The organism is Inquilinus sp. NPDC058860 (assembly GCF_042743185.1).
Lineage (GTDB): Bacteria > Pseudomonadota > Alphaproteobacteria > DSM-16000 > Inquilinaceae > Inquilinus.
Window position 1 is genome coordinate 64,933 of sequence record NZ_JBHYMS010000032.1, and the last position, 11,686, is coordinate 76,618.

The 11,686-nt window shown below is 71.5% G+C and carries 9 protein-coding genes; 3 read left to right on the forward strand and 6 right to left on the reverse strand.

Annotation, left to right across the window (positions count from 1 at the left end; translation table 11 throughout):
- The first annotated feature begins 81 nt into the window (after positions 1-81).
- Both ACFW16_RS21380 and mtgA read left to right on the forward strand, forming a co-directional pair.
- On the forward strand, positions 82-1,224 hold the full coding sequence (locus ACFW16_RS21380; protein WP_380308725.1) for an aminotransferase class I/II-fold pyridoxal phosphate-dependent enzyme: 1,143 nt from the start codon (positions 82-84) through the stop codon (positions 1,222-1,224).
- The gene (mtgA, locus tag ACFW16_RS21385; protein WP_380308727.1) at positions 1,225-1,998 is read left to right on the forward strand and encodes a monofunctional biosynthetic peptidoglycan transglycosylase; all 774 of its coding nucleotides are present in this window, start codon (positions 1,225-1,227) and stop codon (positions 1,996-1,998) included.
- A gap of 3 nt (positions 1,999-2,001) precedes the next feature.
- Here mtgA and ACFW16_RS21390 read toward each other — a convergent pair whose 3' ends face one another.
- Positions 2,002-2,850 carry a glycosyl hydrolase gene (locus ACFW16_RS21390; protein ID WP_380308729.1) on the reverse strand — a complete coding sequence of 283 codons (849 nt, stop codon included), beginning with the start codon at positions 2,848-2,850 and terminating at the stop codon, positions 2,002-2,004.
- Positions 2,851-3,126: 276 nt separating this feature from the next.
- Here ACFW16_RS21390 and ACFW16_RS21395 point away from each other — a divergent pair, with 276 nt between their 5' ends.
- Complete coding sequence (locus tag ACFW16_RS21395; RefSeq protein ID WP_380308731.1) at positions 3,127-5,484, forward strand: xanthine dehydrogenase family protein molybdopterin-binding subunit; 2,358 nt, start codon at positions 3,127-3,129, stop codon at positions 5,482-5,484.
- 4 nt (positions 5,485-5,488) lie between these two features.
- Here the strand turns inward: ACFW16_RS21395 and ACFW16_RS21400 are convergent, their stop codons facing one another.
- From ACFW16_RS21400 to ACFW16_RS21420, 5 genes are all read right to left on the reverse strand, one after another.
- Positions 5,489-7,006 carry a tripartite tricarboxylate transporter permease gene (locus ACFW16_RS21400; RefSeq protein WP_380308733.1) on the reverse strand — a complete coding sequence of 506 codons (1,518 nt, stop codon included), beginning with the start codon at positions 7,004-7,006 and terminating at the stop codon, positions 5,489-5,491.
- Between the two features lie 12 nt (positions 7,007-7,018).
- Positions 7,019-7,525: a tripartite tricarboxylate transporter TctB family protein gene (locus ACFW16_RS21405; protein ID WP_380308735.1), complete on the reverse strand. Its 507-nt coding sequence runs from the start codon at positions 7,523-7,525 to the stop codon at positions 7,019-7,021.
- Positions 7,522-8,469 carry a Bug family tripartite tricarboxylate transporter substrate binding protein gene (locus tag ACFW16_RS21410; protein WP_380308737.1) on the reverse strand — a complete coding sequence of 316 codons (948 nt, stop codon included), beginning with the start codon at positions 8,467-8,469 and terminating at the stop codon, positions 7,522-7,524. Before ACFW16_RS21410 ends, ACFW16_RS21405 begins: the two co-directional genes overlap by 4 nt.
- Before the next feature lie 276 nt (positions 8,470-8,745).
- Positions 8,746-9,006, reverse strand: coding sequence for a hypothetical protein (locus tag ACFW16_RS21415; RefSeq protein WP_380308739.1), 261 nt, complete (start codon positions 9,004-9,006; stop codon positions 8,746-8,748).
- A gap of 11 nt (positions 9,007-9,017) precedes the next feature.
- On the reverse strand, positions 9,018-11,510 hold the full coding sequence (locus tag ACFW16_RS21420; RefSeq protein ID WP_380308741.1) for an extracellular solute-binding protein: 2,493 nt from the start codon (positions 11,508-11,510) through the stop codon (positions 9,018-9,020).
- Between the last annotated feature and the right edge of the window lie 176 nt (positions 11,511-11,686).

Below are 11,686 nucleotides of genomic sequence, written 5' to 3' on the forward strand. Positions count from 1 at the left end.
GCTGGATCATCACGCTAGCGGCCGACTGTGTCGACCCGGTGGCGCCGTGCCGCCCCGAACCGTTCCCGAGACCCGCCCGTCATGAAGATCTCCCGCCGCGGCCAGGTGCCGCCCTTCATCGTCATGGATGTGATGACCGCCGCCGCCGCGCGCGAGAAGACGCATGGCGACGTGCTGCATCTCGAGGTCGGCCAGCCCTCGACCCCGGCGCCGGCCGGCGTTCTGGCGGCGGCGCAGGCGGCGCTGAGCCAGGACAAGATCGGCTACACCGTGGCGCTCGGCATCCCGCCGCTGCGCCAGGCCATCGCCGACCATTACGGCCGGGCCTACGGCAGCGCCGTGGCGCCGCAGCAGGTGGTGGTCACCACCGGCTCCTCCGGCGCCTTCCTGCTGGCCTTCCTGGCCGCCTTCGACGTCGGCGACCGGGTGGCGCTGGCGGCGCCCGGCTATCCGGCCTACCGCAACATCCTCACGGCATTGGGCATCGAGGCGGTGGAGATCCCGGCCGGGCCGGACACCCGCTACCAGCCGACGCCCGAGCTGCTGGAGCGATATGGCGGCCGGCTGGACGGGCTGATCATCGCCAGCCCGGCCAACCCGACCGGCACCATGCTGTCGCCCGAGGCCCTGGCCGATCTCACCGCCTATTGCGACTCGCGTTCGATCCGCCTGGTGTCGGACGAGATCTATCACGGCATCACCTACGGCATGGGTACGGCCACGGCGCTGCAGACCAGCCGCAGCGCGATCGTCGTCAACAGCTTCTCGAAATACTATTCGATGACCGGCTGGCGCCTGGGCTGGCTGGTGCTGCCGGAGGACCTGCTGCGGCCGGTCGAATGCCTGGCGCAGAACCTCTACATCTCGCCGCCGACGCTGTCGCAATACGCGGCGGTGGCGGCCTTCGACTGCGGCGAGGAGCTGGACCGCAACGTCGCCCGCTACGCCCGCAACCGCAGCCTGCTGCTGGAGGCGCTGCCGCGCGCCGGCTTCGACCGGCTGGCCCCGGCCGACGGCGCCTTCTACCTCTATGCCGAGATCGGCCACCTGACCAACGACAGCGTCGAGTTCTGCCGGCGCATGCTGGCCGAGACCGGGGTGGCGGCGACGCCGGGCGTCGATTTCGACCCGGTGCGCGGCCACGCCACCATGCGCTTCTCCTTCGCCGGCGCGACCGGGGAGATGGCCGAGGCGGCGGACCGGCTGCACCGCTGGCTGCGATAGATGGCGCGGGCGGCGCGGCGCCGGGCGTCCCGCTGGCGGCTGCCGCGCCTGCCCTTGCCGCGCCTCGCTTTGCCGGGCGCGCTCGGCCGGTGGTGGGGCCGCCGGCGCTGGTGGTCGAAGATCCTGTGCGGCCTGTTCGCCATCCTGGTCCTGGCGCCGTTGGCGCTGACGGTCGTCTACCGCGTGCTGCCGGTGCCGGCGACGCCGCTGATGGTGCTGCGCCTGTTCGAGGGCGAGGGCTGGCACCGCGACTGGGTGCCGTGGAGCGGGATCGCGCCGGTGGTGGCCAAGGCCGCGGTGGCGGCGGAGGACAACCTGTTCTGCCGGCATGACGGCTTCGACTGGCAGTCGATGCAGAAGGCCTGGGACCGCTACCAGTCCGGCGTCGGCCGGCTGCGCGGCGGCAGCACCATCTCGAACCAGACGGCGAAGAACGTCTTCCTCTGGGACGGCCGCACCTTCGTCCGCAAGGGGCTCGAGGCCTATCTGACCGTGATGATCGAGGCGCTGTGGCCGAAGCGCCGGATCATGGAGGTCTATCTCAACGTGGTCGAGCTCGGCCCCGGCATCTACGGGGTCGAGGCCGCGTCGCAGGCCTATTTCGGCAAGAGCGCGGCGCAGCTGTCGGCCCGCGAGGCGTCGCTCTTGGCCGCGGTGCTGCCCAACCCGCGCGGCTGGTCGGCCGGCAAGCCGTCGCGCTACGTCGCCGGCCGCGCCGCCACCATCCAGCGCCGCATCGGCCAGCTCGGCGACCTGCTGGACTGCGTGGAGTAGGGGTCAGTCTCCCGCGGCGCAGGGCGGCTCGGTCGTGACCGACCCCACATCGTTCCCGTCGAACTCGGCATAGATCCGGCCGAGCGGCGTCAGCGCGCCGCTGTCGTCCACCAGCCGCGAGGTGACGGTGGCCTCGCGATAGGCGCCGGCGCCCATCCAGGCATAGCGCTCGACATAGGGGCGGCGCTCCAGCTCGGGCAGGACGGTCCGCATGAACCGCTCCGTCGCCTCGGTGCTGTACCGGTTCCGGCGCCCGTCCCGCGCGGCCCAGTCGGAGACGGCGAATTCGGTGATCCAGATCGGCTTCTTGAAGGTCTCGTGGATGTAGTCGATCTTGCGCAGGAAGCTCTTGGCCGAGGGCGCCCCATACCAGTGGACGGCGATGAAATCGTAGTCCTTGCCCTGCTCGGCCATCCGGGCCGAGAAGCTCTCGAACCAGGGCCCGAGCGCGTTGACGGCGGCCGGGCTGCCGATGCGGCGGGCGAGGGGCCGGAGCCGGTCCCAGGCGCCGACCGCCTGGTCGACCGACATGTCGGCCTGCCGCCGCCCGTCCGGCTCGTTGAAGGCCAGCAGCGCGCAAGGTCTCGACCCGGCCTCCAGCTGTGCGACCTGCCGGTCCGTCTTCGCGCCGTCCGACCAGATCATCGGCACGAATTGCGCGGCCCCGGCGCCGTCGATGGGCGTCGTGTTCCAGGTGTAGTACCAGCTGGCATCGAGTTGCCGGATCGTTTCGGCCGCATTGCCGTCCCGGGGGCCGATCGCCACGCCTTTCTTCTCGCCGGCGACCGACGGCGCGGCGGTCGCGATCGCGACGGCGCAAACAATGGCAGAGAACAGGGCGGTGCGCCTCATATCGACCTCGACGGCATGGTCCCGGGATCGGCGGTCAGGCGTAGCATCTTTGCCCGGCCGCACAAACCTTGCGGAATTCGGGCTGGAATCCGGGCCGGCCGAGCCTCTATCCTGTCGAGGCCTGCGCCCGACCGGGGGGAGCGTTGCCGAAACGGCTCCTCTCCCATCCCGGGGCCGGCCCCTAGTCTGATTCCACCAGTTCTCGAGAGCCACGGCAGACGCCTCGCCATCGAGCGTGACGCCTCGGCTCCCCCCGCAGCGATCGAGGCTCCGCCGATGAACGATCTCTTCAAGGCCGAGGATTCCGCCGCCCTGCAGTTCGGCATCGGCCAGCCGGTGTCCCGCATGGAGGACCCGGTCCTGCTCCGCGGCGAGGGCCGCTACACCGACGATGTCAGCCTGCCCGGCCAGGCCCATGCCGCCTTCGTGCGCAGCCCCTATGCCCATGGCGTCATCTCCGGCATCGACGCGGAGGCGGCCCGCGCCATGCCGGGCGTGCTCGCGGTCTACACCGCGGCGGACCTCGCGCCGATGGGCTACGGGCCGCTGAAATGCCTGTTCGCGTTCCAGAACCGCGACGGCTCGCCGATGGCGCGACCACTCCGCCATGCGCTGGCGTCGGAGAAGGTGCGCTTCGTCGGCGATCCGGTCGCGGTCGTGATCGCCGAGACCGCGCATCAGGCGCGCGACGCGGCCGAGGCCGTCGCGCTCGACATCGACCCGCTGCCGGCGGTGACGCGGGTGGCGGAGGCGGTCGCGCCCGCGGCGCCCCAGCTCTATGACGACGCGCCCGGCAACCTGGTGCTCGACTACCACTATGGCGAGACCGGGAAGGTCGCCGAGGCCTTCGCCGAGGCGGCCCATGTCACCCGTCTGGAGATCCTGAACAACCGCGTCGTCGTCAACGCCATGGAGCCGCGGGCGGCCGTGGTCGCCTATGATCCCGAGACCGGCCGCTTCACCGTCCACGCGCCAAGCCAGGGCGTGTTCGGCAAGCGCAACAACCTGGCCGAGGCGATGGGCGTCCCGCCGGACCGGATCCGGCTCGTCACCGGCCATGTCGGCGGCTCCTTCGGCATGAAGGGCGCGGTGTTCCCGGAATATGTCTGCCTGCTGCACGCCGCGCGGGCGCTGGGCCGCCCGGTGAAGTGGACGGACCAGCGCTCCGACAGCTTCGTCTCCGACCATCACGGCCGCGACATGGAGGTGGTGGCCGAGCTGGCGCTCGACGCCGAGGGCCGCTTCCTCGCCACCCGCTTCACCGGATACGGCAACCTGGGCGCCTATGTCTCCCAGGTCGGCCCGATGATGACCACGCTCAACATCGCCAAGAACTCGATCGGCATGTACCGCACGCCGCTGGTCGAGGTGAGCACGGTCTGCGCCGTCACCAACACCGTGCCGATCGGCGCCTATCGCGGCGCCGGGCGGCCGGAGGGCAACTACTACATGGAGCGGCTGATCGACACGGCGGCCGCCGAGCTCGGCATCGACCGGGTCGAGCTGCGCCGCCGCAACATGGTGGCGCCGGATCAGCTGCCCTGGCAGACCCCGGCGGGGACGGCCTATGACAGCGGCGACTTCCCGGGCCTGCTCGCCCGCGCGATCGAGGCCGCGGACTGGGACGGCTTCGCCGCCCGCCGGGAGGACAGCGCCGCCCGCGGAAAGCTGCGCGGCCGCGGCATCGGCTGCTATCTCGAGGTCACGGCGCCGCCGGCCAACGAGATGGGCGGCCTGCATTTCGAGCCGGACGGCACCGTCACCATCGTCACCGGCACGCTCGACTACGGCCAGGGCCACTGGACGCCCTTCGCCCAGGTGCTGCATTCCAAGCTCGGCATCCCGCTCGACCGCATCCGCCTGGTCCAGGGCGACAGCGACCGGCTGATCGCGGGCGGCGGCACCGGCGGCTCGAAATCGATCATGGCCAGCGGCGCGGCGATCCTGGAGGCGGGCGAGCTGGTGATCGGGAAGGGCCGGCAGATCGCCGGCCATCTGCTGGAGGCCGGCGCCTTCGACGTCGAGTTCCGCAACGGCCGCTTCACCGTGGCCGGCACCGACCGCGGCATCGGCCTGATGGAGCTGGCCGGCCGGCTCTCCGCCGGCCTCGAGCTGCCGCCCGACGTGCCGGACTCGCTCGACGTCGACCATGTCTTCAAGCAGGCGCCGTCCGCCTATCCGAACGGCTGCCACGTCGCCGAGGTCGAGATCGACCCGGACACCGGCACCACGGCGGTGGTGCGCTATGTGATGGTCAACGATTTCGGCACGGTGGTGAACCCGCTGCTGGTCGAGGGCCAGCTGCATGGCGGCGTCATGCAGGGCGTCGGCCAGGCGCTGATGGAGCGCACCGTCTACGATGCGGAGGGCCAGCTGACCACCGGCTCCTTCGTCGACTACCAGATGCCGCGCGCCGCCGACGCCCCGCCGGTCTTCACCTTCGAGAGCCGCCCGCAGCCGACCGCGACCAACCCGCTGGGCGCCAAGGGCTGCGGCGAGGCGGGCTGCGCCGGATCGCTGCCGGCGGTGATGAACGCCGTGGTCGACGCGCTCTCCGGCCTCGGCATCCGCCACATCGACATGCCGGCGACGCCGCTGGCGATCTGGCAGAAGATCGCGGCGGGGCGGGGGTAGCCGGTCAGTCTTCTTCGGCCGCCAGCTGGGCCAGGACGCGGCCCTTGCCCATCTGGCGCAGCACCATTGGGATCACCACGACCAGGACGGTGATCGCCAGCAGGGTGATCGAGATCGGCGAGGAGACCAGGATCATGGGATCGCCCCGGCTGTTCTGCAGCGCGCGGCGCAGTGGCAGCTCGGCCATCGGCCCCAGGATGAAGCCGACGACCACCGGCGCGATCGGGTAGTGGAAGCGGCGCAGCATGTAGCCGAGGAGGCCGAAGGCCAGCAGCAGTCCCAGCTGGAACGACGACGGGTTGGCGCCGATGGTGCCGAGCGTGGCGAAGACCAGGATGCCGCCGTAGAGCCAGGGGCGCGGGATCGACAGCAGCCGGACCCACAGCCCGACCAGCGGCAGGTTCAAGACCAGCAGCATCGCATTGGCGACGAACAGGCTGGCGATCAGGCCCCAGACCAGGGCCGGGTTGCTCTCGAACAGCAGCGGGCCGGGCTGGATGTTGTACTGCTGGAACCCGGCCAGCATGATCGCCGCCGTGGCCGAGGTCGGCAGGCCGAGGGTCAGGAGCGGCACCAGCGTGCCGGCGGCCGAGGCGTTGTTCGCCGCCTCCGGCCCGGCCACGCCTTCGATCGCGCCATGGCCGAACTCCTCGGGATGCTTCGACAGCTTCTTCTCGGTGGCGTAGGACAGGAAGGTCGGGATCTCGGCGCCGCCGGCGGGCATCGCCCCGATCGGGAAGCCGAACAGCGTGCCGCGCAGCCACGGCTTCCAGGACCGCTTCCAGTCCGACTTGCTCATCCAGATCGAGCCGCGGATCGCCTCGATATGCTCCTCGGTGCGGCCCTGGCTGCCGGCGACCGACAACGCCTCGCCGATGGCGAACAGGGCGACCGCCAGGATGGTGACGCCGATGCCGCCCAGCAGCTCCGGGGTGCCGAAGGTCAGCCGCGCCCGGCCGCTCAGCTCGTCCAGGCCGATCAGGCCGATGGCGAGGCCGATGGCGAGTGAGGTCAGGCCGCGCATCGGTGAATCGCCGAAGGCGGCGGAGACGGTGACGAAGGCCAGGATGATCAGCGCGAACTTCTCCGGCTCGCCGAAGGAGATCGCGATCTTGGCGATCTCGGGCGCGATGAAGGCCAGCCCCGCCGTCGCGATCAGCCCGGCGACGAAGGACCCGATCGCCGCCGTGGCCAGGGCCGGGCCGCCGCGGCCGGCGCGGGCCATCTTGTTGCCCTCCAGCGCGGTGATGATCGAGGCGCTCTCGCCTGGGGTGTTGAGCAGGATCGAGGTGGTCGACCCGCCATACATGCCGCCGTAATAGATGCCGGCGAACATGATCAGCGATCCCCCGGGGTCGAGGGAGTAGGTCACCGGCAGCAGCAGCGCCACGGTCAGCGCCGGGCCGATGCCCGGCAGCACGCCGACGGCGGTGCCGAGGGTGACGCCGATCAGGGCGTACAGCAGGTTGACCGGCTGCAGGGCGACGGCGAAGCCCTGGGCGAGGAAGGCGAAGGTGTCCATGGCGTCACGCCCTCACTGCAGAAACAGCCGTTCCAGCGGCCCCGCCGGCAGGGTCAGGTCCAGCCCCTTGGTGAAGATGAACCAGACCACGAAGGCGAAGACGATGCCGATCGGGATGGTCCGCCACAGCGGGCCGCGGCCGAAGGCCCTGACGGTCGCGGCGAACAAGAGGCCGGTGGCGATCGAGAAGCCGGCCGTGGTCAGCAGCAGCATCTGCGCGGCCAGGCCGCCGACGATCCAGATGATCGGCGGCAGGTCGTCCTTCTCGCGCGGCGGCGGGTTGCCGCGCCAGGCGTCGACCGCCGTCCACGCCGCCATGATCAGCAGCAGGCCGCCGATCAGGCGGGGGAAGATCGCGGGCCCGAACCGGGCCGCGAACCCCCTGACATTGAGCTGGCCGGCGTCCCAGAACAGCACCACGGCGACGACAGCCAGGGCCGCGGCGATCCCCAGGACCGGCCAGTCCGGCCGACGCCCCTCGGCGTGTTTGGTCGTGGCGTGTTCCGGGGCGGTGCTCATTCGGCCAGACCGATGTCCTTGAGGATCTGCTCGGTGGTGCCGATGTCGGCGGCGAGCTGCTTGTCGAAATCGGCGCCGGCCAGGTAGGTGTCGATCCAGCCCTTGGTCTTAAGCGTATCCTGCCAGGTCTTGGACTTGGCCAGCTTCTCGATGTCGGCGGCGACGGCGGCCTTCTGCTCGTCGCTCAGCCCCGGCGCCGCGGCGACCATGCGCCAGTTCTGCACCACCACGTCGAGGCCGGACTCCTTCAGCGTCGGCGCGTCGACCCCGGCCATCCGCTCGGCGCTCGATACCGCCAGGACGCGCAGCGCCCCGGCCTTCACCTGGGCCTCGAACTCGCCGTAGCTGGAGATGCCGGCCGTCACTTGGCCGCTCAGCACCGCGGCCAGCGCCTCGCCGCCGCCGGAATAGGCGATGTAGTTGATCTCGGTCGGGTCCACCCCGGCCGCCTTGGCCACCAGCCCGACGGCGATGTGGTCGGTGCCGCCGGCCGAGCCGCCGGCCCAGGTCACGCCGCCGGGATCCTTCTTCAGGCTCTCCACCAGCTCCTGCACCGATTTCAGCGGTGAATCCTTCGGCACGACGATCGCCTCGTACTCGCCGGTCAGGCGGGCGATCGGGGTGACGTCGGCCAGGGTCACCGGCGACTTGTTGGTGATGATGCCGCCGACCATGACGTAGCCGCCGACGATCAGGGCCTTCGGGTCGCCCTTGTTCTGGCTCGTGAACTGGGCCAGGCCGACCGTGCCGGCGGCGCCGGGCACGTTGACGACCTGGACGCTGCGCGAGATGCCCTCGGCCTGCAGCGCCTGCTGCATCGACCGCGCGGTCTGGTCCCAGCCGCCGCCGGGGCCGGCCGGCGCCATGATGGTGTAGTCGTTGGCCCGGGCTGCCAGCGGCAGCGCCAGGACGGCCGCGAGTGCGGCGATCGCCAGTCTCTTCATGGGTATCCTCCCTTGATCGGTTTGGTTTTGGCGGAAAGCATAGCGCCCCGTGCGTTCACCGCACAGGATGGTCGCTTATCGGCCGTTGATGATGGATGGAACGGTGACCGGCCGCCGCGGGTCGCGGGGCTCTCGCATCTCGGGTGAAATCGGGACCTCCCTGGCCTGTTGCTTCGCCCCGGGCATCGCGATCGGCCCGGTTCCAGGAGGCAGTCTAGCGGCCGAACCTGTCAGCGTCCTGTCATCGGGTCAGGCCGCCGAGTGGCGAGGATCCGGTCAGGCTTCGATCAGGTTCAGCCGCTTCTCGATCCGGTCGAGCCGGGCTTCGATGCGGTCGATGCGGGCGGATTGGCCGGCGAAATCGGCGTGCAGCCCGGCCACTTGGCTTTCCAGAGAGGTCAGGCGACGGCCGTGATCCTGCTGCGTCTCGATCACCCGATCGACCTTCTCGTCGATGCGGCGTAGATAGACCAGGATCAGGCTCTCGAGCTCGTCGGTCATGCTGGAAATATGGCCGCGCCGGGAGCCGGTGTCCATGGCCCGGACTGTCAGCGTCCTGTCATCGGGTCCGGGCCGTCCGACACCAGCCGCCGCCATGTCTCCAGGAACCGCTCCCGGCGGCGCTCGTCGAGCGCCACCAGCAGCGACGGCCCCAGCGGGATCGGCTGCAGCGCGCCCTCGGCCTTGCCGGCGATGCTGCCGGCGGTCCAGGGGCCGGAGATGTCGGGCATGATCGCGCCGAGGCCGGTGACGCCGGCCGCCAGCGCCTGGCCGCGCGGCGACAGCAGGTAGTCGACGAAGGCGCGGGCCAGCTCGGCATCCGGGGCGCCGCGCGGGATCAGCGCCACCCGGGTCATGACCAGGGCGTAATCCTCCGGCACCACCACGCCCAGCCGCTTCCCGGCGGTCTGCCGCGCGAAGGCGTAGGAGCCGAGCAGGTTATAGCCGAGGATCAGCTCGCCATTGACGATCCGGTCCAGCATCTCCGGGCTGCTGCCGCTCAGCTTGGCGTCGACCCGGCCGAAGGCGGCGGCCAGCCGCCAGAAGTTGGAGGAGATCAGCGCATCCTGGCTGGCCAGCAGGTGGCCGATGCCGCTGATGGCGATGTCGTAGGTGGCGACCCGGCCGCGGAACCGCTCCGGCTGCGCCTCCAGGAGCGCGATCAGCTCGGCATGCGACCGCGGCACCTCCGCCTCGGGCAGCAGGTCGGGATTGTAGGCGATCACCGCCGGCTCGAAAGTGAAGCCGATCGCCTCGGCCCGCCACTGCGCCCAGTGCGGCAGCCGGTCCAGCCAGGGCGAGGCATAGGCCTGGGCGAAGCCGTCATTGGCCAGCTTCACCTGCAGGTCGGGGGCGGAGCTGATCAGCAGGTCGGGCACGGGCGACAGCGTGCCGGTCGACGCCGCCTGGTACATCGGCAGCGTGTCGGTCTCCTCGTAGACCACCCGGATCTCCGGCCGCAGCGCCTGGAAATCGGCGATGAAGCGGGCGAAGAGCGGGGTGTCGGTGGCGCCGAGGATGGTCAGCGTCCGCTCGCCGCCAGCCGGGGCGGGGTAGACGGTGGTGCCGGGCGCGGCCCGGCCGGGCTGGACCGATCCCGCCAGCAGAACCGCGGCCAGCAGCAGTGCCGCCGCCGGTCCGTGCGGCCGCCGGGCCGGCTCGGCCTCCTCGAACGGCAGCGCCACCTCCACCTGCAGCCCGCCGCCCGGCCGGTCCAGCAGGGCCAGCGTGCCGCCATGCGCCTCGGCCACGGTGCGGACGATCGACAGGCCGAGGCCCGACCCCGGCCGATCACGGCTGCCTTCGCCGCGGGTGAAGCGCTCCAGCACCAGCGCCTTCTCGGCCGCCGGAATGCCTGGGCCCCGATCGGAGACGCGGATCACGGCCCGGTCGCGCTCGACCGCCGCCTCGATCTCGACATCGCCGCCGGGCGCATGGGTCAGGGCGTTGTGCACCAGGTTCCACAGCATCTCGCGCAGCGCCACGCGGTCGCCGCTGATCCCGGTCCGCGCCGCCTCCGGCGCCAGCGCGACCGACAGCCGGCCGGCCTCCTCGGACTCCAGCCGCTGGCGCACATCCTCGACGATCGCGTCGAGCGGCACGACGGTGGCCTCGCGCGCCTCCAGCCGGTGGCGCACGGTCGCGTCCATCAGCAGCTGGTTGACCAGATGGCTGGCCTGGACCGCGTTCTGGTGGATGCGGACCACGCGGTCGCGCAGCCGGGCGGGGTCGTCCTCGTCGACCGCGACCTCGGCCTGGGCGCGCAGCGAGGCCAGCGGCGTGCGCACCTGGTGGGCGGCGTCGGCGACCAGGCCGCTGACCCGCTCCATCACGCTGCGCAGCCGGGCGATGAAGTCGTTCAGCGCCCCGGCCAGCTGCTGCACCTCGACCGGCACCGGCACCTGCACCGGCGACAGGTCCTCCGGCGCGCGGCGGCGCAGCTCCCGCTCCATCACCACCAGGGGTGCTACGGCATAACGGATGCCGAACCAGACCAGGCCGAGGGCGACCAGGCCGAGGGCGGCGAGGGGCAGGGCGGCCTGGCCCAGGATCTCCGACGCCAGCGCCTCGCGGGCGCCGCGGGTCTCGGCGACGCGGATGGTGGCCCAGCCGGCCTTGCCCTCGACGAAGACCAGCCGGCCGACCGTGGCGATCCGCACCGCCTCGCCGTGATAGGTGCCCTCGGTGAAGTCGGGCGTGGCCGAGGCGGCCGGCGGCAGCCCGGCGCCGAGGTCGCGATAGCCGGTGACAAAGGCGCCGTCCGGCGCCGCCACCTCGTAGAAGACGCGGTCGTCGTCGGAGAAGTCGAGCATCGCCAGTGAGGCGGTGGGCAGCTCGACCGTGACCGCGCCGTCCTCGATCTGGACCGCGCCGGCGATGGTGAAGGCCGAGGCGGCGAGCAGCCGGTCGAAGGCGCTGTCCGACGCGCCGCGGGCATAGTCGCGGATCAGCGCGACCAGGCCGATGCCGGTCAGCAGCAGCGCCAGCACGGTCAACGCCAGCATGCGCCGCCGGATCGACGCGCGGCCGGATTTCGTCACGGCCCGCCTGCGCGTCCCGCGGGATCGGCGATACCGATGGCGGGTAAACGAACAGATTGCCTCTCCCGCTTGCGGGAGAGGTCGGACATCCGAAGGATGTCCGGGTGAGGGGATCGCGGCGCTGCCGAAAGCACAGCTTTGCCGCGAGCGAGCGTGTGATCCGCCCGGTCCTGAAA

Coding starts and splice junctions, on each gene's coding strand:
- ACFW16_RS21400 (WP_380308733.1), bottom strand. CDS start 7,006: ATGGACACCTTCGCCTTCCTCGCCCAGGGCTTCGCCGTCGCCCTGCAG.
- ACFW16_RS21410 (WP_380308737.1), bottom strand. CDS start 8,469: ATGAAGAGACTGGCGATCGCCGCACTCGCGGCCGTCCTGGCGCTGCCG.
- ACFW16_RS21390 (WP_380308729.1), bottom strand. CDS start 2,850: ATGAGGCGCACCGCCCTGTTCTCTGCCATTGTTTGCGCCGTCGCGATC.
- ACFW16_RS21415 (WP_380308739.1), bottom strand. CDS start 9,006: ATGGACACCGGCTCCCGGCGCGGCCATATTTCCAGCATGACCGACGAG.
- ACFW16_RS21395 (WP_380308731.1), top strand. CDS start 3,127: ATGAACGATCTCTTCAAGGCCGAGGATTCCGCCGCCCTGCAGTTCGGC.
- mtgA (WP_380308727.1), top strand. CDS start 1,225: ATGGCGCGGGCGGCGCGGCGCCGGGCGTCCCGCTGGCGGCTGCCGCGC.
- ACFW16_RS21405 (WP_380308735.1), bottom strand. CDS start 7,525: ATGAGCACCGCCCCGGAACACGCCACGACCAAACACGCCGAGGGGCGT.
- ACFW16_RS21380 (WP_380308725.1), top strand. CDS start 82: ATGAAGATCTCCCGCCGCGGCCAGGTGCCGCCCTTCATCGTCATGGAT.